This window comes from Mucilaginibacter flavidus, assembly GCF_024055575.1.
Lineage (GTDB): Bacteria > Bacteroidota > Bacteroidia > Sphingobacteriales > Sphingobacteriaceae > Mucilaginibacter > Mucilaginibacter flavidus.
In genome coordinates this window covers 1-21217 of sequence record NZ_JAMXOE010000004.1, presented here as the reverse complement: position 1 = coordinate 21217, position 21217 = coordinate 1, and the positions used below count along the sequence as shown (strand labels likewise).

20 protein-coding genes and 1 pseudogene are annotated in these 21217 nt (G+C 43.4%); 8 read left to right on the top strand and 13 right to left on the bottom strand.

The features are described 5' to 3' along the window. Positions 1-17: 17 nt before the first annotated feature. From NAF19_RS09290 to NAF19_RS09280, 3 genes are read right to left on the bottom strand one after another with little or no spacing between them, the layout of a single operon-like run. Positions 18-1448 carry an alpha/beta hydrolase family protein gene (locus NAF19_RS09290; protein WP_252789766.1) on the bottom strand — a complete coding sequence of 477 codons (1431 nt, stop codon included), beginning with the start codon at positions 1446-1448 and terminating at the stop codon, positions 18-20. Beyond that, a complete protein-coding gene (locus NAF19_RS09285; RefSeq protein WP_252789765.1) occupies positions 1449-2114 on the bottom strand; it encodes an SdpI family protein in 666 nt (221 codons plus the stop codon). 11 nt (positions 2115-2125) lie between these two features. Further along, on the bottom strand, positions 2126-2389 hold the full coding sequence (locus NAF19_RS09280) for an autorepressor SdpR family transcription factor (protein ID WP_252789764.1): 264 nt from the start codon (positions 2387-2389) through the stop codon (positions 2126-2128). Positions 2390-2624: 235 nt separating this feature from the next. On the opposite strand from NAF19_RS09280, the gene NAF19_RS09275 reads away from it, so the two are divergent. Together NAF19_RS09275 and NAF19_RS09270 are read left to right on the top strand one after the other, a co-directional pair. Next, a complete protein-coding gene (locus tag NAF19_RS09275; RefSeq protein ID WP_252789763.1) occupies positions 2625-4250 on the top strand; it encodes an amidase in 1626 nt (541 codons plus the stop codon). 146 nt (positions 4251-4396) lie between these two features. Then, positions 4397-5323 carry a DUF72 domain-containing protein gene (locus NAF19_RS09270; RefSeq protein ID WP_252789762.1) on the top strand — a complete coding sequence of 309 codons (927 nt, stop codon included), beginning with the start codon at positions 4397-4399 and terminating at the stop codon, positions 5321-5323. A gap of 95 nt (positions 5324-5418) precedes the next feature. Here NAF19_RS09270 and NAF19_RS09265 read toward each other — a convergent pair whose 3' ends face one another. The 6 genes and pseudogenes from NAF19_RS09265 to NAF19_RS09245 form a co-directional block, all read right to left on the bottom strand. Beyond that, entirely contained in the window at positions 5419-6108 is a 690-nt protein-coding gene (locus NAF19_RS09265) for a DUF1345 domain-containing protein (protein ID WP_252789761.1), read from the bottom strand. 57 nt (positions 6109-6165) lie between these two features. Continuing rightward, positions 6166-6363, bottom strand: coding sequence for a YwbE family protein (locus NAF19_RS09260; RefSeq protein WP_252789760.1), 198 nt, complete (start codon positions 6361-6363; stop codon positions 6166-6168). Between the two features lie 42 nt (positions 6364-6405). Then, a complete protein-coding gene (locus tag NAF19_RS09255) occupies positions 6406-7521 on the bottom strand; it encodes a TlpA disulfide reductase family protein (RefSeq protein WP_252789759.1) in 1116 nt (371 codons plus the stop codon). A 41-nt stretch (positions 7522-7562) separates the two neighbouring features. Further along, positions 7563-8897: an argininosuccinate lyase gene (gene argH / locus NAF19_RS09250; RefSeq protein WP_252789758.1), complete on the bottom strand. Its 1335-nt coding sequence runs from the start codon at positions 8895-8897 to the stop codon at positions 7563-7565. Between the two features lie 51 nt (positions 8898-8948). Continuing rightward, a pseudogene (locus tag NAF19_RS30730) lies at positions 8949-9140 on the bottom strand (four helix bundle protein); the annotation flags it as partial. Positions 9141-9377: 237 nt separating this feature from the next. Continuing rightward, the gene (locus tag NAF19_RS09245) at positions 9378-10442 is read right to left on the bottom strand and encodes a M20 family metallo-hydrolase (protein WP_252789757.1); all 1065 of its coding nucleotides are present in this window, start codon (positions 10440-10442) and stop codon (positions 9378-9380) included. A 203-nt stretch (positions 10443-10645) separates the two neighbouring features. On the opposite strand from NAF19_RS09245, the gene NAF19_RS09240 reads away from it, so the two are divergent. Both NAF19_RS09240 and NAF19_RS09235 read left to right on the top strand, forming a co-directional pair. Beyond that, a complete protein-coding gene (locus NAF19_RS09240) occupies positions 10646-11317 on the top strand; it encodes a basic secretory protein-like protein (protein ID WP_252789756.1) in 672 nt (223 codons plus the stop codon). A gap of 43 nt (positions 11318-11360) precedes the next feature. Next, positions 11361-11906 carry a hypothetical protein gene (locus tag NAF19_RS09235; protein WP_252789755.1) on the top strand — a complete coding sequence of 182 codons (546 nt, stop codon included), beginning with the start codon at positions 11361-11363 and terminating at the stop codon, positions 11904-11906. Between the two features lie 124 nt (positions 11907-12030). On the opposite strand, the gene NAF19_RS09230 is transcribed toward NAF19_RS09235, so the two are convergent. Next, on the bottom strand, positions 12031-13335 hold the full coding sequence (locus tag NAF19_RS09230; RefSeq protein WP_252789754.1) for an MFS transporter: 1305 nt from the start codon (positions 13333-13335) through the stop codon (positions 12031-12033). 152 nt (positions 13336-13487) lie between these two features. On the opposite strand from NAF19_RS09230, the gene NAF19_RS09225 reads away from it, so the two are divergent. Beyond that, positions 13488-14120, top strand: a complete 633-nt coding sequence (locus NAF19_RS09225; RefSeq protein ID WP_252789753.1) for a Nif11-like leader peptide family natural product precursor — start codon at positions 13488-13490, stop codon at positions 14118-14120. After that, positions 14117-14932, top strand: a complete 816-nt coding sequence (locus NAF19_RS09220; protein ID WP_252789752.1) for an alpha/beta fold hydrolase — start codon at positions 14117-14119, stop codon at positions 14930-14932. The genes NAF19_RS09225 and NAF19_RS09220 overlap by 4 nt, the downstream gene beginning before the upstream one ends. A gap of 211 nt (positions 14933-15143) precedes the next feature. Here the strand turns inward: NAF19_RS09220 and NAF19_RS09215 are convergent, their stop codons facing one another. Together NAF19_RS09215 and NAF19_RS09210 are read right to left on the bottom strand one after the other, a co-directional pair. Then, entirely contained in the window at positions 15144-15401 is a 258-nt protein-coding gene (locus NAF19_RS09215; RefSeq protein WP_252789751.1) for a hypothetical protein, read from the bottom strand. A gap of 288 nt (positions 15402-15689) precedes the next feature. Next, entirely contained in the window at positions 15690-16691 is a 1002-nt protein-coding gene (locus tag NAF19_RS09210; RefSeq protein ID WP_252789750.1) for an aldo/keto reductase, read from the bottom strand. A gap of 189 nt (positions 16692-16880) precedes the next feature. Between NAF19_RS09210 and NAF19_RS09205 the strand changes: the two genes are divergently transcribed. Continuing rightward, positions 16881-17456, top strand: a complete 576-nt coding sequence (locus NAF19_RS09205; RefSeq protein ID WP_252789749.1) for a YceI family protein — start codon at positions 16881-16883, stop codon at positions 17454-17456. A gap of 137 nt (positions 17457-17593) precedes the next feature. Here NAF19_RS09205 and NAF19_RS09200 read toward each other — a convergent pair whose 3' ends face one another. Continuing rightward, positions 17594-18274: a hypothetical protein gene (locus NAF19_RS09200; RefSeq protein ID WP_252789748.1), complete on the bottom strand. Its 681-nt coding sequence runs from the start codon at positions 18272-18274 to the stop codon at positions 17594-17596. 314 nt (positions 18275-18588) lie between these two features. On the opposite strand from NAF19_RS09200, the gene NAF19_RS09195 reads away from it, so the two are divergent. Continuing rightward, positions 18589-20985, top strand: a complete 2397-nt coding sequence (locus tag NAF19_RS09195) for a glycoside hydrolase family 3 N-terminal domain-containing protein (RefSeq protein WP_252789747.1) — start codon at positions 18589-18591, stop codon at positions 20983-20985. The last annotated feature ends 232 nt before the right edge of the window (positions 20986-21217 follow it).

The following is a 21217-nucleotide window of genomic DNA, read 5'->3' as shown; positions in this document are numbered from 1 at the left end:
CTCTCTTACTAACGCAATTATTTTGTATGAATTTTAATCCAGTCGGCAATTATTTTCATGGCTGATGGAGCCATGGTTTCATCAATCTTTTCGTATTCCGAAACATCGCCTGTGGTTGCAGTTTGCAATAAGTGGTTTAGGCCTTCTAAAGGTCGAACCTCGACATTTTTATTACCGTTTTTGGTAAGTATCTCTTTTATCAAACCCAAATTGGCAGTTGCGTCAACCTGGGTATCCTTAGTACCGTTTACGGCCAGTACCGGGCATTTTACCTGGGCAAGGTCTTTTTTCGCATCATAAATTATAAAATACCGCATCCATGGCAGGTTGTATAAACTGTTGTATTGTTTAAAAACATCCGGTCCGTTTAAATCGGTAGTACGGAGCGCTTTATGCGTTTCTGGGGTTTGGGCCTTTTTCCAGGCATCAAAAACGAGCGTAATTTTCGCATCCAGCGCGTCCACCGATCCTGATAAAGCAAACAGTGCCAATATGTCATCATTCAAATCGGCAAAAGCTTTAACTGAAACGCTATCGATTCCCAGTTTTTTAAGCTGGTAAGCATTTTGCTCGGTATTTATCCTGGCGCCGCCAACTTCTGATGCGCCCCACATCACAATAAAACTTACATCTTTGCGCCGTGCTGCAACCATTGGGGCAATCATACCACCCTCGCTATGACCGATAAGGCCCAGGTGCTTTTTGTCGACGTCGGCACGTGTCTCCAGATAATTAAGACTAGCCTCCACATCGTGTGAAAAATCAAGGCTGGTGGCGTTTTTTATATCACCAAGTGTGCTTTTGCCTGCGCCTCTGTCATCAACCCTTAAAACAGCAATGCCATTTTTAGTGAGATAATCCGCCAGCACCCAATACAGTTTGTGACCGAAGATTGTACCGTCCCTGTCCTGCGTACCGCTACCGCTAATGATGATCACCGCCGGGTATTTACCATCGCCATTGGGGCGGGTAAATGTTGCGCCGTAATGCAGGCTTTTATCCGTGTTATCGTATTCAACATCCTGGCTGTAATACCCAAAGGGTGGTTTTGGTGTTTGCGACCGTATCTTATCTTTTCCCAAAGCTGCCTTTTCATCCGCAGTAATATGTTTTAAATTCAGCGGCGTACTGCCCCCGCCCTGCGAATAAGTGCCGGTGATGTCGTTCTTGCCATCCCATAAACCTTTATAGCCACCGCCGATAGCTGCGATTTGTATGTTCAGGCTATCCCCTTTTAATGTCGCCTTACTGCAGGCTATGCCGAATGCTTTTTGGTCCGGGCTATCAAAATTAGCAGAGTAGCCATTTACTGTTTTGGTAATGTTAAAAACGAGATGCAGGTTTACGCCGGCCACAGATATGGTCCCCATCCAGCTGCCGGTTATATCCTGCGCCATTGCCTGGCCTGTTGCAAAAAAAGCCATGGTGCAAATAAGTAATTTCTTCATTTAGTTTTGGTTGGTTTGATGATTTTTAAAATAGATGTATGAGTACGTAACCGGCACAAGCGTAAGCACCGCTATGCTGCCAATAAACACGATGGTTGATAATGTTGCCGGCAATAACAGCGTAGCAATAGTTACTACAATGCCACCGACAAACCACAACCTGCCCGCCAGCCGATGCGTTGTGCGCCAGTTATCTTCACTTTCCAGCGTCCAGGGCGTACGTATTCCTGCAAAATAATTTGGTTTAATGCTATTCATTACGTTGCCCATAAATGCAAAGAATAACCCGGCCAGCGGTAATATCAATTTATCGATGGCAAAGCCATGATGAACAGTGGCAAATATGATGGCAATATTTAGTGCCGACAAAAACAAAACAACGGCAAAACCTATTTTCCTGAACGTCTCCTCGCCCACCTTTACTTGTTTTTTCGGGTCGATAGCCGGCAGGAACTTCAAAAGCAGGTACACCAATAAAGCGGTGAATAACAAGATACCCGCCAATAGTATCATTTCGCTTTTATCGCCGTACCGGTCAACTTTGCCACTAATACCATAATGAACAGGAACAATTGCAGGCAATGCTTCATAAACTGTTGCCAGGTATGCGGCGGGCAGCACCCAAACTACCAGTGCGGCCAAATCCATATATGTAAACTTTTTCATCGTGATTTATTTTATTTTTTAGGTGATTGTAAACTAATAATCCATTTAAGCATTTCGTCCATTACAGTAGTATTCAGCGAGTAGTAGATAAACTGCCCCTCTTTAACTGATACCACCAGGCCTGCCTGCCGCAGCAAATCCAGATGATGCGAGATGCTGGGCTTTGAGATATTAAACTGGTCAGCAATCTCGCCGGCTGTAAGGTCTTTCTCCTTTAGCAGTTCAAGTATCTCCCGGCGGGTGGGATCGTTAAGTGCTTTAAACAACGAGTTCAATTTTCTTTGGTATTTATATATATAGACAAATGTCTAAATACTTTGTTACAAATGCAAAGTATTATTTTATACTGCTTATCACCCAGGGGCTTCATCTAAATTTAAAGCAAGATTCCACCCTGAAAAAGTAGATCTGCCGATTATATCAAAAACACATTATCCAATGTTTTTTTTGTTTGCATTACTATAATTCTATAAAAATTCGTTACTTGTAGGTATCAATCAAAACAGTATCATGCAACGAAGAAATTTCCTAAAAACCGGCTCGCTGGCGGGGTTAACTTTGGCAACCCTTGGCGCGGCTTCATGCAGTCCGTCATCTTCAAAAAAAGAATCAACCGGCGATGCCGCTGCTAATAAGACTGACGACTTTGCTTTAAACGAGGTAACTATCGACACCCTTCAGGCGAAAATGAAGAGCAAGGAATATACCTCGCGCTCCATAACAGAGATGTACCTGAAACGCATTGATGAAATTGATAAAAACGGACCAAAGCTAAATTCGGTTATAGAAGTAAATAAAGATGCACTTAACATGGCCGATGCCATGGACAAAGAACGTGCGGCCGGCAAAGTACGCGGACCGCTGCATGGTATACCCGTTTTAATAAAAGATAATATCAACACCGGCGACAACATGCACACCACCGCCGGAGCATCAGCCATCGGCGATAACTTTGCAAAGCAGGATGCTTTTATCGCCCATAAACTACGCGAAGCAGGCGCTGTGTTGCTGGGTAAAACCAACTTAAGCGAGTGGGCCAACTTCCGCAGTACACACTCCACCAGTGGCTGGAGCAGTCGCGGCGGTCAAACCAAATCCCCGTATATTTTAGACCGTAATCCCAGCGGCTCGAGCGCAGGTTCGGGGTCGGCGGCATCTGCTAATTTGTGTGCTATTGCTATCGGTACTGAAACTGACGGGTCGATTGTATCGCCATCGTCCGTGAATGGGCTGGTGGGTATTAAACCCACTGTTGGTTTGTGGAGTCGCTTCGGTATTATCCCTATATCAAAAACACAGGATACCGCCGGGCCGATGGCACGTACCGTACGTGATGCAGCCATAATGCTTGGTGCATTAGCAGGCGAGGACCCGCAGGATGTGTATACCCTAACCAGCAAAGGCAAAGTTGAAGCCGATTACACCAAATTTTTAAATGCCGACGGCCTCAAAGGCAAACGCATCGGTGTAGAAAAAGACGGACTGAAGGTTAACCCGGCTATGGATGCCATATTTAAGGAAGCCATTAACACGCTAAAAAGCAAGGGCGCCACAATTGTTGAGGTTGAGCTATACAAACAGCTAAAAGAGATTGGCAAAAATTCGTTTACTGTGTTACTTTATGAGTTTAAAGATGGCCTGAACAAATATTTGAGCGAAGCAAATTCGAAAATAAAATCGCTGGCAGAGGTAATAGCTTTTAACAAAACCAACGAGGCTAAAGCCATGCCATTTTTCAAACAGGAAATACTGGAGCAAGCCAATGCCAAAGGCGGCCTCGACGCGAAAGAATATCTTGATGCCGTTGAAAAAACTACTACCATTACCCGCAACGCCATTGATAAACTGTTAAAGGATAACAAACTCGACGCTATTACAGCCCCAACCAATGGTTTCGCAGTATGTATTGACCTGGTAAATGGCGATTATGATAACGGCTTCGGTTTTTCGAGCCCGGCTGCGATGGCTGGCTACCCACATATAACTGTGCCTATGGGTTACGCGTATGGGTTGCCGGTTGGTATTTCATTTATCAGTTCGGCCTACAAAGAGGCTGATATTATTACCCTGGGTTACGCTTATGAGCAAGCATCGAAAAAAAGGGTGAAGCCGGAGTTTAAGGAGGTGGTGGGGTAGTTGATTATTTGGATTGGGTTAGGATAGGTTGATTGAGTTGAGAAACTTTTAGCAAAATAAATCTGGCTACTTATCCGATTTGAGCCACTATTTACTACTTTTATCGCGTTCATATCATGAACTATGAACCATCAACTATCAACTAAATGGAATTTGGCCGCGTAACGCCAGGGGAATTAATGGAAGTAGATTTTACGCTTCCGCCAGACACTGATTTAACTGTAAAAACCCTGGCGTCGGCTAAGAATAATCAGCCATTGAGGGTTCATGTGGGCTGTGCCAAATGGGGCCGCAAAGAATGGCTGGGTAAAATCTATCCGCCAAAAACCAAAGACGCCAATTTTTTGGATGAGTATGTAAAGCATTTCGACAGTATCGAGCTTAATGCAACATTTTACAATGTTTACCCGCCAGAAACCATCGCTAAATGGAAAGAAAAAGCGGCGACTAATCCCAACTTTAAATTTTGCCCAAAGTTTTCGCAAAGCATTAGCCATTTCCGCAGGTTAAAAAATGCTGATGATATAACCACCAAATACTATGAAGGCATTATGGCCTTTGGCGACAAACTTGGCCCGTTGTTTTTGCAAGTAGCTGATAATTTTACACCAAAAAGTCTGCCTGAGCTAAAAGCTTACCTGGAACAGTTACCGAGAGATGTCCCGGTATTTTTAGAGCTGCGCCACAAGGAATGGTTTGCTGATGCAAGTAACCGCGTAGCCGTATTTAACATGCTGCATGATTTGCAAATCGGTGCGGTAATAACCGATGCATCAGGCCGCCGTGATGTGGTGCACATGGAACTACCCACGCCGCATGCCTTTATCCGGTTTGTGGGCAACAGCCTCCACCCTACCGACTATGCCCGCTGCGACGAATGGCTTGAGCGCATCGCGCAATGGAAACAAATGGGTTTGCAATCGGTTTGGTTTTTTATGCACCAGCACGACGAACGTTACTCGCCCGAGTTGTCGGATTACGTTGTTGAGCAGTTGAATATAAAACTAGGCTTGAACCTGTTGAGACCAACGTTTATGGATAGGGATAAACCGGTACTTTTTAATTTGGATTAATTTATTTATGATTTCACCGATTATTTAGTGATTACACCGATTGGTATTGACCAATTAATCGGTGTAATCTTTTCTTAATCGGTGAAATCCCAATTCTATTGAGATATCATTCCTGAAATTACGTTAATGCTCAACGCCAATATAGCCGTATTAAATGCAAACGACAGCAATGAATGCACCAGGTTGAAACGCCGTATTTTGCGCGAACTGATAGATACGTCGGAAGTTTGAAACGTCATGCCGATAACGAACGAGAAATAAACAAAGTCAAGATAATCAGGCGCATCCCTGCCGGGAAAATCCAGTCCGCCCGGTTCCCTTTTCTGGCCTGCGTCAGTATCTGTATCGTAATAAAGATGGGCGTACAGCAGGGTAAAAATAGTATGTACCAGCCACCACGAGACCACCACAGCAAAAATGGCCAGCAGTATATGACTACTCTCGCCACCAGAGTGCCCCTTTGCCGATTTTAACAGCATAACTATTGCGCCTAAGCTGGCTACAGCAGCAGCAATTACAAACAGGAACAAAACTGTCCGGCTCGAATCTTGCAGTTTGGCAATTGCCCGTACTTCTTTGGGGTGTGAAGTGGCGATAATTATCCAGTCGAGCAATATTACGGACAAGGCAAAACTTATCCAGGTAAATAAAATCAGCGATGGCAATTGCAATCTGTCGTGAATACAAAAAAATGAAATTGCTGCAACTGCCAGCGCAATAAATAAGCGGTAATGCGCGTCGAGGCGGTAAAAAAATCGTTTGTCTGGTTTAAGGGGTTTGGCCATAATTTTTGAGTCCGCAAGATTAATAATTCCCTAATATAGTAAGTTTTAATAAAGAAATTAATCTTCAAATACTTCGATAACGCGGCCTACCTGCCCATCTTCCAATCTCACCTTAATCCCGCGCGAATGGAATGCAGAACTGGTTAATAAATCCTTTACAACACCCCGTGTTCGTTTACCGGAGCGCTGGTCCTTTTTTAGGATGATGTCCACTTCAAGGCCGGGATAAATATCGTTTCGGTTTTGTCCGTTCATTGTTTTGTCTTATCCTTGTTATTAAATCTTGCCAAATAAAGGTCACTTAGCATAATTCGCAATTATTTTTTTAAAAACCTGTTCATTGGCTGGGTCAAACCCGCCAACCCTGCTAATTAATTCTCTTTTATTATTGACAAAATAGACTTGTGGAATATATCCAAGATTATACTGTATTTTTATTTTTTCTAAATCGGCAGCATTGCCGACAAGCTGTTGCCATGGCATTTTTTGCAACTCCAGCATTTGTTTCCATTGTTCCTTATTCTTGTCAATCGAAACACTTACCATTCGGAAATTACGGTTGTTTTTAAACTCATTAAAAGCCTCCTTTAGCGCTGGTATTTCCAGCCTGCACGGACCACACCAACTCGCCCAGAAAACAATCATATTCAGCTTTTTAGTAGTATCGATCATTTCCGATGATTTATCATCCTGGCCAGTTAATAAGGCGTTTGGTTTTAAATCGTGTTCGCCGGGGCGGTTTTTCAGAAATTCGCTAACCTTTTTACCTAAATAACTATGCTGCAACTCGTCATCAAATTCGTCATATAATTCCTTCAATTCAACATTTGTTAAACTAAAACGCCAGTTATACAAAGCGAACATTGCAGGGTAGGCATGCTGGTTATCAGCAATGAGTTTTCTGTAGCGGTTGATCTGTTTTTTTCGGGCGACGCTGTCTTTATTTATCATTGTGATGGCGAGGTCGACATTCTTAAAGTGAAAATCATTTTGCTCTCCGGCCGTCATTGAAATACCAGCATACCTGTTCGCCGACAAATCGCCGGAAAATATTATTCTGCCAGGCTCGATATAAAAATCACCGTATAAATCCGGCTTGTTTATATGCGGCGAATATGGATTAATAATTGCCAGACCATTTCGTTTACTGTCTGCATCGGTGAAACCAATACGACCGAACTGGGATTGGATGACAGTATCTGCATGGATACTAAATTCAAAATGGTTATTTACCACGCGGGCTGAATCAATAGCAGGGCTACGTATAGGATAGGTTTTGTAAAGGAAAACCATTTTGGTGTTCATTCCTTTTATATCACCTACAATATTTAGCGTTTTATTGTCTGGTTTACACGAAGCGACAACGGTTATTGCCAGTAATAAGAGATTGAGTGGATTATTTTGAAGGCGCATAAAGTTTCGGTTAATTATTAGACCAAATTAGCCTTTAATAATCAGAAAACCAATTTCTCCACCGCCTTTTCCACCTTCCCAAAATCAAAACTGCCTACCAATTTATCAAACGCCGCTGTAATTTCAGCATTCATCAAATCGCCAATGCTGCCTTCATGGGTATGGTTAACTTGTTTATCCGGGTTAAAATTGCCTTGTTCAATAGCTGCACCAATTTGTTTATAAGCATCGCGGAAAGGTGTTCCATTTAACACCATGCGGTTTACTTCTTCTACACTAAACAGGTAGGCATATTTGGGGTCATTCAATATATCGGCATTTACAGTAATATTTTGCAGCATAAAAGTTGCCATGTGCAGGCAGTTCTTCAAGTCGGTAAATGCCGGGAACAACAATTCTTTTAACAATTGCAGTTCGCGGTGATAACCTGATGGAAGATTAGTGGTCATCATGGCCACATCGGTAGGCAGGGCCTGCAGGCGGTTGCATTTGCCGCGCATAATTTCCCAAACGTCAGGATTCTTTTTATGCGGCATAATGCTGCTGCCGGTGGTGAGCGTATCCGGGTAACTTACAAAAGCAAAGTTTTGGCTTAAATATAGCGCCTGGTCCATGGCCATTTTCGCAAGTGTGGCCGCGATAGACGATAATGCCTGCGCTATTATCCGCTCAGTTTTACCGCGGCCCATTTGTGCGTAAACCACATTATAGTTTAAACTATCGAACCCTAAAAGTTCGGTAGTTAACGTACGGTTTAGCGGGAATGACGAACCGTAACCTGCAGCGGAGCCTAAAGGGTTTTTATTGGTGATTTTATAAGCAGCCAAAACTAGCTCCAAATCGTCCGCCAAACTTTCGGCATAAGCGCCAAACCATAAACCAAACGACGATGGCATAGCAACCTGTAAATGGGTGTAACCCGGCAGTAATATGTCTTTATGTTTTTCGCTCAGCTCAATCAGTAAGCGGAAAAGTTTTTCAGTTTCTTCAACAACATCCTGTAACTCGTGGCGAAAAAATAGTTTCAAATCAACCAGCACCTGGTCGTTACGGGAGCGGCCGCTGTGTATTTTTTTGCCGGCGTCGCCAATGCGCTGGGTCAGCAGCATTTCTACCTGCGAGTGCACGTCTTCTACTTCAGGCTCAATAGTAAAATTGCCCTGCTCTATATCTTTGTAAATATTTTTTAATTCCTGTTGAACTAACTGCAAGTCATTAGCGCTCATCAGGCCGATGCTCTCCAGCATTTGAGTATGCGCAAGCGATCCAAGCACATCAAAAGCAGCCATCTGCAGATCAAACTCGCGGTCGCGACCTACCGTGAAGTTTTCAACCAACTCATTAACAGTAACAGATTTTTGCCAGATTTTTGCCATTTTGATTTACGAATTACGATTTACGATTTACGATTTAAGCCGCTCGTAAACTTAATTTCCCCTTAAAGTATTTAATGCAGCGACAATAATAGAAAGAAGTTCGTTGCCTTCCTTATAAATGGGGTCTATTTTTTCTTTTAGCTCCGGATTTAATTCTATCAATAACTCCAGAAAGAACAAAGTTTCATCTAATTCTTCCTCAACTATTTTCAGCTTGTTTATGAAATCATTCTTTGACTTTGCACGACATGCGGCCCTGTAATTTGCGCCTGTTGAACTAGCACTTCTGTTTAACTGGTCGGCATAGTTTTATTAACAATGTTGTAAGGCAATGCAAGTACCAACCTTGCATTTGCTAAAGCATAGTTTTTTGTTCTTTGTTTGAGTTCTTCTTTTGTCATGATTATTTGTTTTAGGTTATAGGCTAAAATTAAACAATCACGAACAAAATCGTAACTCGTAAATCTTAATTCGTAAATCTTAAACTATGCTTTCCAGCATCTTAATATACAATTCAATCCCTTCCCTAATCTCGTCCACATACACAAATTCATCAGCAGTGTGCGACCGTGCCGAATCGCCGGGACCGACTTTAAGCGATGGAATATCGAGCAGCGATTGATCGGATGTGGTTGGCGAGCCATAGGTTGTGCGGCCCAGCGCAACGCCTGCTTTTACTATCGGGTGCTCTTTATCAATTTTTGACGGTTTTAGGCGGATGGAACGCGGCGTAACATCGCAGCTTACATGCTGGCGGATAATTTCCAATACTTCTTCGTTTCGGTATGCGTCGGTCACCCGCACATCAACCGTAAACGTACAGCTTGCCGGCACCACATTATGCTGCGACCCTGCATTGATAATAGTAACCGACATCTTTATCGGCCCAAAAACCTCCGATTCTTCGGGGAAACGGTAAGTGCGGAACCATTCAATATCTGCAAGGGCCTTGTAAATGGCGTTCTCACCTTCTTCTCGGGCGGCATGACCGGCCTTGCCGTGGGCCACGCAATCCAGTACCATTAAACCGCGCTCAGCTATGGCCAATTGCATTAAGGTAGGCTCTCCTACTATGCCGAAATCAAGCTTGCCCAGTTCGGGGATAATCAGTTCGAGACCGTTGACACCTGATATTTCTTCTTCGGCCGTGGTGGCCAGGCAAAAATTGTATTTAAGGTTTTCCCTTTCATAAAAGTAAAGGAATACATTTATCAGCGATACCAGGCAGCCCCCGGCATCATTACTGCCAAGGCCATAAAGCTTGCCGTCTTCAATTTTAGCATCATACGGGTTGCGGGTATAGCCAGAGTTTGGCTTTACCGTATCATGGTGCGAGTTGAGCAGAATAGTAGGCTTTGCGGCATCAAAGTATTTATTATATGCCCAAATATTGTTGAGTTTGCGGTGTGTTTTCACGCCATTATCCCGCAAAAAATGCTCAATTACGTCAGCAGTAAGGTTTTCTTCTTTACTGAACGAGGGTATGGATATCAATTGTTGCAACAGGGATACCGCCTGTTGATATAGTGTGTTTGTATCTGTCATATAAATGCAGCTGCAAAATTAGCGTTTTTTACGAGGCAGATTTGCAAAGTTTAAAAACTTACAGTTCGAGAACGATTTCTTAACAAGAGGTAAAAGTGATATATCGTCAAAATTCCGGCTGGGTCATTATATTTTTACATGTCAGTCACACATTTCAGCATTTTAAATCTCTATTATTGCGGCTTAAAACAAGAACTCCAACGATGAAAAAAATATTTGTGCTAGCCACCCTGCTATCTGCCCTGGTTGTTAAAACTGCCACCGCCCAAACTTCCAAAGTTTATATAAGCAACGGCTACAAATTAACACTCACCAATAACGATGCCACGCTCGATACCGCAGAGCTAACCCGGCTGGTTAAAACATTTTATATTGTTTACCCCAAACTGGCAGGCGAATATAACCCCGGAACACTTAAAGAAGTAACAATGGCCGTTGATACCAGCTATAAGGGCGTCGCCGCAACCGCAGACGGTAAAGTTACCATCGCTTCAAGCTGGCTTCACAAACGCCCTGAAGATATTGACGTGGTTACCCACGAAGTGATGCACATTGTACAGGATTATGGCGAAACAGTTGGCCCGGGCTGGCTTACCGAAGGCATTGCCGACTATGCACGCAACAAATTCGGTGTAAATAACCCTGCTGCAAAATGGGTATTGCCTGAATTTAAACCAACGCAAAACTATGATAATGCCTACCGCGTTACTGCCCGTTTTTTAGTATGGATTGAAGAAAAAAAGAAACCCGGACTTGTAAAAGAACTGGACAGCCAGCTTAGAAAACATACCTACACCGATGCCGCCTGGAAACAGCAAACCGGCAAAACGGTTGATGAGTTGTGGAAGGAATATGCGGGTAATCCGGCTATTTGATAGTTATTTATGTTACTTTGGGTCGGTTACACATGAATTGTGAATGGAAATATATTTCAAAATTTGGGGGTTAATCGGTACTCATTTAATAAAGGGAATTTTTATAAGTGTGCTGGTTATCATACTGGCCCGGAAGTTTTTTAAAAATATCGATTTTAATAACGCTTTATCCATTATTAAATGGATATTGATATTTTATGCTATTTTAAACCTGGCGTCTTTCGTCGTATTGGTCTTTTTAATAAATGGCTATTCTTTCTGGAACGAGGCCACGGGGCCATATAATTTCGCCTATTGGTTGATGCTATTGGGTTCGTTTTCCCCATTCTTTTTATTTTTCAAAAAGTTGGATCGCAATGTTTATTTAATACTGCTCGTCGCCATTTTAACAAACATAGGATGGCTGCTCGAATCATTTGTTATACATATTATATCCTTTCATAGAGACTATTCCGGTGACGTTAATGGCCTTGCTCTTTTGCTTCCTTTCAATCATGAATTAGTCGCCATAACAGAGGGCTTTTTCTTAGGGTGTTTGGTAATAATTATTGGCAGCTTGCCCATTTTTAAAAGAGCCAAGGGCGAGTAAAAACCACATTAAAGCGTTCCATTTGTACCGGCGAGAGCAATTTCTGCATGTTACCGGTCTGGCGTGGGCGAATTGCATTCGCCCACGCCAGAATATTCAAATCCTATGGACGATGGTCTATCAACTAATCCCCGCCCTCTATCTTTGAATGTTTCCTTGTATCGTTCATAGTAACGTACAGAATCAGCGACAGTACAATGCAAATGGTAACATACCAGTAAAACCATTCGGCGTGATGGTCATTTTTAAACCAGAGAGCTATGTACTCGGCGGTACCGCCGAATAATGATACAGCTATGGCGTATGGGAACCCTACACCCAGGGCCCGCACATTTGCCGGGAACAGCTCTGCTTTTACCACAGCATTAATGGAGGTATAGCCGCTAACGATAATCAGCGCACACATAATCAAAGCAAAAGCTATCCAAACATCTTTGGTATGCGTAAGCGCTGTAAGTATAGGCACAGTGGTTAAAGTCCCCAACACACCAAAACCTATCAGCAATGGCTTTCGGCCAATTTTATCAGACAATAAGCCAAATACAGGCTGCAGCAGCATAAACCCTACCAATGTAAGTGTTGATATGAGTGTGGCGCTGTTTTTCGAAAACCCTGATGTGTTTACCAAAAACTTTTGCATATAAGTGGTAAAGGTGTAAAACGCAACAGTACCGCCAACCGTCAATCCAATAACGGTTAATACCGCCCTTGGATGTTCTGCCAATGCCTTGATGGTGCCCCGGTTTGAGCGAGTTTTAACATCCTCATCAATAGTTACCGATTCCTGCAAACTGCGCCGCAAATACATAACCGTTACCGCCAGCACCGCACCTATGGCGAAGGGTATCCGCCAACCCCATGTGTGTAACTCTTTGTCTGTTAAAAAAGCCCGTTGCAATAACACCAATACGCCCAATGCCAGCAACTGCCCCATTATCAGCGTAACGTATTGAAAACTTGAATAAAACCCACGGTGTTTTTTTGTGGCCATTTCGCTAAGGTAGGTAGCGCTGGTACCGTACTCGCCGCCAACGCTAAGGCCTTGTATTATGCGGGCCAGTACCAGGATAAAAGGTGCCGCAACGCCTATTTGCTTGTAACCAGGCGAAATCGCAATAATCAATGAACCTACACTCATTAACAACACCGACAAAGTCAATGCAGCCTTGCGGCCCTTCCGGTCGGCATAAGTCCCCATTACCCAGCCTCCAATTGGTCGCATTAAAAAACCTATAGCAAAAATACCTGCTGTGTTTAACAGTTGTACAGTTTCGTTTTCTTTTGGGAAAAACGAGCCGGAAAAATATAAAGAGAACGCAGTATAAACATACCAGTCGTACCATTCAACCAAATTACCTAATGAACCACCTATGATGGATCGGATGCGCCCGCCGGTTGTTTGGGGTACGTTTGTGGGTTGGTTTTGCATAATTTAGCTGGTGCCGTATTGTTTAAGTTTCGCCATAAATCTATAATTTTTTAACAGGATAATAATACCGGTGAATAAAATTGTCGGGCAGGTGCATAGCTGGAATTTTTATTTAATTTTAGGCAATATAAACCCTGGTTACAATTTAAATAATGGATGATAATTTCAAGTTTCGGGCATCAATGCGGTCGGACGAAGAACTTCGTGAGCGCGTTAACAACCGCGAAAAATATTTACCTGAAACTGTAGAAGCTTCGGTCGAGGAATTAAAAATACGAGGCTTTGAGTTCTCGGAAGACGAGGAGCGTGTAATAGCGGAAGACATGCAGGCCCGTAGAGACATTGTTGCGGCAGCTAATGGTAATTCGGGAGGATTTAACAGGATCGACAAGGGCTTATACATTGAAGACCCGGACGCGCCGGAGTACTATACAAAAAGAATTATTGTTATTTTCTCGATGCTCTTCAGCGTATTGTTTGGCTCGATATTGATGGCCATTAACCTGAGTAAAACGCAAAATGCAGCCAAAGCAGTTTTGGTTGTGCTGTATGGTTTTGCGTTTACTGCAGTTGTGGCAATAATCGCCGCGAATTATAACATTAACACCGGCATCGCTATCATATCAGGCTATATTGGCGCCTATACTATGGAACTTTTATTTTGGAACCGTTACATCGGCGCAACAACTTTATACCGCCCGAAACCATTCTGGATTCCTTTGATTATTGGCCTGGCATTTAGCGCTGCACTTATATACCTTATTATTAAATACGGAAAAGTATGAAAAAGCTATTACTTCTTTTGTGCCTGCTTCACATTGTTGTGGGACTAACCTACGCCCAGCAGAAAAAAGTCCCTTACGGCAACAACCCTGCCGCCGGCAGGTATTATAACATACGTGGTATTAAAATGTATGTTGAAGTTTATGGCCAGGGCAAGCCACTACTACTAACACATGGCAACGGTGGCAGTATGTCGGCATTTGCTAAAAACATCCCATACTTCGCAAAAAAATATAAAGTAATTGCGGTGGACAGTCGCGCACATGGGAAATCGACTGATGGGCGCGATTCATTAAGCTTTGAGATGATGGCCGATGATTTTGCAGCATTATTGGATACCATGCATATTACCAAAAGCTACGTACTTGGCTGGAGCGATGGCGGCATAAACGCCATATTGATGGCTATGCGGCACCCAGATAAAGTAATAAGGTTTGCCGCCACCGGTGCCAATTTATGGCCCGATTCAACTGCATTAACTCCTGCCACATGGAAAGACATGCGTGATTATTATGGCAAAAACAAGGATAAAAAGTGGACCACCGCCAAAGAAAAAAACAACTGGAAAATATTTATGCTCGACTGGCTGCAGCCAAACGTAAAACTTTCGGCGCTAAAGACCATCAAATGTCCGTCGCTTATCATCTGCGGCGACCACGACCTGATACCCATTGAGCATACGGCTGCCATTTATGAAAACATTGCCAAAGCCTATATGTGGGTGGTACCCAACTCGGGCCACGGTACGCTGATTGAGCATACCGATGAGTTTAACAAAAAGGTAGACGACTTTTTTATGGGAAAGGGTTTCTGATATCGGTATCAAAAAAGCAGCCCCTCTCTAAAAAGAGAGGGGGCCTAACAACAACAACTCAGCATATTGCATTAAAAGTCCGCTCCCTCTCACTGGAGCAGATTATTTGCCGCAATTTTTTTTATAGCATTTATTAAGGTGCATAGCCTTCCTGGTTGGGATAAAGCTTTTTATCTCAATAAAATATCAAATCAAACTTTTATATGTAGTATCACCCCGTCTTTCGACCGGCTGACTGCCCTTCTTGTCCGGGCCATGGGGTGAACTGTTTATCGATAATCTCGCCGATTTCGTCAATCGGGATTATCTCTGTTCCAAAAAGGTGTTGTACGCGTTTCCATATCCCATAATCGTTTTTAGTGATGATGTGGCAGGTTGCGTAGTTAAACACACTAAAGGTATATTTATCCGCATTGTTGCGTAATATCCTAAAGGTTTGGTCGCGTATGATTACTTCTATTGCACTCATGGTTTAGTTAAGACAAATTTAACCCGTAATGCATTAGCACACAAATAATTAAGGGGGGTATTTTAACCCAATTTCAGGGGGGTGTTTTAACGGGGTGGGCTTGGGTTATTTAACGGTGTGAAAAAGAAAAGACATTAAAAAATTTGTCATTGCGAGCGAGGAACGAGCGCGGCAACCGCGAACTTTACAGAGCAGATTGAACGGTAGCTGAACTGCACTGCGGTTGTGCACGGCGTGCGGTTGCCTCCGCTGGTTAGCGGATCGCAATGACATGTCGGGCGTTCTAAATTATTTATCCACTAACTTCATTGCCCCATCGGCATAACGCATGCCTGTGTTTGGATATTTATCCATAACGGCCTGTATATCCTGCAAATCGCTAACAGGCAGATCAATATCAACAGCGGCTGCGTTTTCGCGCAGGTATTTTGTTTTTTTGGTGCCGGGGATAGGGATAATATCTTCACCTTGCGCCAGCACCCAGGCAATAGCCAATTGTGCGGGTGTACATTTTTTTTGAGCGGCCAGTTCGGCAAAAGCGGCAGCAAGGTTTTGGTTGTTGTCTTTATAGTCATCACCAAACCGTGGCAGCGTTTTACGGAAATCTGTACTGCTCAGCTCGTCAAGGTTCAGGGTATTGGTTATCAATCCGCGGGAAAGCGGGCTAAATGGCACCAATGAAATACCCAGTTCGCGGCAGACAGGCAAAATACCTGCTTCCACATCGCGCGTTAATAATGAATATTCGCTTTGCAGGGCCGCTATCGGGTGTACGGCATAAGCCTTACGTATCGACGCGGCCGAGGCTTCAGACAAACCCAGGTAACGCACTTTCCCTTCTTTCACCAATTCAGCCATCGCCCCTACAGTTTCTTCAACAGGAATATTAGGATCGATACGGTGTGCGTAATATAAATCTATAGTATCAATGTTTAACCGCTTCAAGCTGAGTTCGCAAGCTTGTTTCAGATAAGCCGGCGAGCAATCGACATATGAACCGGAAGCACCGGGGTATGCGTCGTTCCCCTCCCGTTGCCTGAAGCCAAATTTAGTAGCTATAAAAATTTTGCTGCGGTTTGATGACAGCACTTTTGAAAGCAGTTCTTCGTTTTTGCCATTGGCATACACATCTGCTGTATCCCAAAAGTTTATACCCAGGTCGATAGCGAGTTTTAAGGTGGCAATTGATTCTTCATCGTCGAAAGTACCGTAGCCGTGGTTCATGCCCATGCAGCCCAAGCCAATTGCTGATAATTTTTCGCCGGTTTTGCCAAGTTCCCTGGTTTTCATAATTGGTGTTTTTACAAATATAGGAATAGCATAACCATTGAAAAGACGTAATATTTGTCATACTATTCTGTCCAGTTTCATGCAATTGTCAAAATGAGCGCATAAACACGTTTTTATTAAATACATGTTTAAACATATATTATCTTTGACCCAACAAAAAATAAAAACTCTAAAAAGAAAAAAACAATCATGAAAAAATTATTCATTATAGCCGCAGCCGCTTTACTTAACACTGCAGCTTTTGCGCAAACCACCTGGAATGTTGACCGTGCACATTCAAAATTAACTTTCACCGCGACCCACTTATTGGTATCTGACGTTGACGGCGAATTCAAAGATTTTTCGGCCAGCATCGTAGCTGCAAAACCTGATTTCAGCGACGCTAAATTTAGCCTTACAGCTAACACAGCTTCAGTAAATACCGGTGTTGACCAACGCGATGGTCACCTTAAATCGGCAGATTTTTTTGATGTTGCAACTTATCCAACGTTAACTTTTACTACAACAGGCGTTACTAAAACTTCGGAAAATAAGTATAAGCTTAATGGTAACCTTACCATACATGGTGTTACCAAACCGGTTAGTTTCGACCTATGGTACCGCGGTACTATTGCCAGCCCAATGGGCGGCAAACCTGATGCAGGTTTCCAGATTACAGGTACCATTAAACGTGCCGATTTTAACCTGGGCGCCAAATTTGGCAACGCCATGATCAGCGACGAAATTGCTGTTAAAGCAAACGGCGAGTTCGGACAAGCAAAATAAGCGATTAGAGGTTGGAGATTAGTGAATGGGACTTGTGTTGATGGCTGGATAGTCTCCAACCCCTAATTAATATCTGAGCAGCGTTGTGGGAACATGGCGTTGCTTTTTTGTTTGAAATACTATGACAATTACAGCTTTTAATTTGATTTAGTCTGTACTGATTTGCTTTTATTAAGATTATACAGATAATTAAAAAGCTGAATTTGCGGATAGTAAAGGATACAGCCTTTTGTGGTATATGTTTTATTATTTGTAGAAACAGTGAAGTCTTTTTGCGGTTCGTCAATACTACAACCACGCGTATTTGGCAATGAGGAAATTAATGACAAAGCCAGGATGTTTTTGAAGTTTTCAAATTCCGCTGGTAAAAGATATCGTGACCACTTAATCTCTTTTCCTGAATTATGCTTAAATGGTGATGGATATTTTTTATAAATTATTCTCCGCGTGCTATCTACAATTACTTCTAAGCTCCCGTCAAACACATTAGCATAGTTCAACTTTAAAAATCTAAAGTTATTAATAGGCTGCCTTAATTTTTCCAGACTAACAAAAACCAGGGGGTTCTCCCAATTGTCGGGCTTCAATTGCAGTTCGCCATGAAACACATTTTCTACTATTATAGTATCCCTATTAATTTCAAATATTTTATAGGGGTGAAAAATCACCTTATAACCATGGCTATTATTAGGACCATACCAATTATAAGCCTCTTTAATAAACAGTGTATCATTTTTTATTCGATAAATTGAATACGGGTTTGAATGCCAAATAGAAGTAATCCATGTGCTGTCGCTTAATAATTCCAGATTTTCCATTGTTTTACTGATATATACCTTGCCTGGCTGCGGCGTCAACTTTTTTTGCATCTGCGCAATTACGCATGTTGGGCTAATAATAATCAGGTACAAAAAAATTGACAAACATCTTTTGGCTATCATATCAAATTAGATTTACTACATAGATGCTCATTGTGTCCATTTTCCATAAGTGTTACTTGAAATCTTCCTTGCATAACTTTCGGACTCGTTTACTACAACGTTTTAGTTGATTTATATTTCGACTATCAAAGTTTTGACGGTGTATCTCCTACACAACTTATATATTTGGCTCAACCAATTAGTCCTGCCCAATGAAAAGACTGCTACTACCACTGCTACTCTGCTACTGTTTTACAACATCCGCCCAGGAAAAATCCATCTACCACAAAGGCTGGGTCGATTTTAACAAGAACGGCAAAATGGATGTGTTTGAGGACCCATCGCAAACCATAGATAAGCGTATCGACGATTTGCTGAGCCAGATGACGGTAGATGAAAAAACCTGCCAGCTGGCTACGCTGTACGGCTATAAACGGGTATTAAAAGAGGAAATGCCCACACCATCGTGGAAGAACGAGGTCTGGAAGGACGGCATCGCCAATATTGATGAGGAACTGAACAACTTAACTTCAAAAACTGATGATGCGCCAACACAGTACTCGTACCCTTACAGTAAGCACGCATCAGCCATTAATACTATACAAAAATGGTTTGTCGAGGAAACCCGCATGGGTATTCCCGTCGATTTTACCAACGAGGGTATCCATGGGTTAAACCACGACAGGGCGACATCATTGCCTGCGCCTATCTCTATCGGCAGCACATGGGATAAAGCATTGGTGCGCCGCGCCGGGCAGACCGTTGGTATGGAGGCTAAGGCGCTTGGTTATACCAATGTTTATGCGCCGATATTGGATGTTGCCCGCGATCAGCGCTGGGGCCGCGTAGTAGAAACATACGGCGAAAATCCATTCTTAATTGCTGAACTGGGCAAACAAATGACGCTGGGTATACAGGAAGAAGGCGTTGCATCAACCTTAAAGCACTTCGCAGTTTATAGCATGCCCAAAGGCGGGCGCGATGGCGCTGCCCGTACCGACCCGCATGTTGCGCCGAGGGAAATGTACCAGCTGTACCTCTACCCTTTCCGCAGGGTGATACAGGAGGCGCACCCGCTGGGCGTAATGAGTAGCTATAACGACTGGAACGGTGAGCCTATAACCGGCAGTTACTATTTTTTAACCGAACTGCTGCGCCAAAAATTCGGCTTTAATGGTTATGTAGTTTCCGATAGTGAAGCAGTTGAATATCTTTACAGTAAGCACCATGTAGCCGGCGATATAAAGGAGGCCGTGCGCCAGGCGTTTGAAGCCGGACTAAATGTACGCACCAACTTCAGCATGCCGCAAACATATATTATGCCCCTGCGGGAGCTTTACAAAGAAGGTAAAATCAATATGAAAACCCTCGACTCGCGGGTGGCCGACGTGCTGCGCGTTAAGTTTAAACTCGGTTTGTTTGATGACCCTTATGTTAAAGACCCAAAAGCTGCCGACAAAATTGTGCATACCGAAGCCTCATCTGCAATGGGTTTGCAGATGAACCGCGAATCGATGGTGCTGTTGAAAAACGCAAGCAACCTGCTGCCGCTTAACAAATCAGCTATAAAAAACATATTGGTAACAGGTCCGCTGGCGGCTGATAAAAGTTATGCCACCAGCCGGTACGGCCCATCGCACAACCCTGTAACCAGCGTACTGGACGGGATAAAGAATTATGTGGGCACCAGCGCAACCGTTAACTATTCCAAAGGCTGCAACATTGTTGACGCTACCTGGCCCGAAAGCGAAATTATTGAAACCCCGCTGACGGATCTGGAACAGGCATCTATTGATTCTGCCGTTAGCGCTGCAAAAAAAGCTGATGTGGTGATTGCAGTAGTCGGCGAGGATTCGCAGCGGGTGGGCGAAAGCCTGTCGCGCACCGGGTTAAATTTGCCAGGTCGCCAGCTGAAACTGGTACAGGCATTGCAGGCAACAGGCAAACCTGTAGTTATGGTAATGATAAACGGGCAGCCCCTAACCGTAAACTGGGAAAACAAATTTGTGCCGGCCATACTGGAAGCCTGGTTCCCCGGCCCGGAGAGCGGTAAGGTTGTTGCAGAAACGCTGTTTGGTGATAACAACCCCGGCGGTAAGCTTTCCATCACCTTCCCGAAAACAACAGGGCAATTGGAGCTTAATTTCCCCTTTAAACCTGCCTCGCAAGCCGGTCAAGGAGGCGCCAACAGCTGGGGTAACACCAGTGTTAACGGTGCATTATTTCCTTTTGGCTTTGGTTTAAGCTACACCACTTTTGCCTACGACAACCTGCAGGTATCGCCCGAAAAAGAAAATCAACAAGGCGACATCACCGTCACCGTCGACGTTACTAACACCGGCCAGCGCAAAGGCGACGATGTAGTACAACTTTACCTTAAACAGGAAATTAGCAGCGTTACCGTATATGACTACGACCTGCGCGGCTTCGACCGTATAACCCTTGCCCCCGGCGAAAAGAAAACCGTAACCTTCACCCTGCACCCCGATGACCTGGCCATCCTCGACAAAAACATGAACTGGACGGTTGAGCCGGGCAAATTTATGGTGATGGTAGGGCAATCATCAGAGGATATTAAGTTGAAGAAGGAGTTTGAGGTGGGGAAATAGATGTGCGAATTTTTGATGTGCGGATGTGGAAATAATTTGAAGATGAGTTGATTTGAAGATTTGAAAATGAAAAGCGTTGAGTGTTTTTCGCCTTTTTGCCCTTGTTGGTGTTGTCACCATGGGTGTTCGGAAGATTATTCTGGGGCACTTTTGAGGATTGCGTCAAGTTTATAAGGGTCGCCGCCACAGATAATAACGATATCCTTCATTAAGGACTTTTCCAGGTCATTAA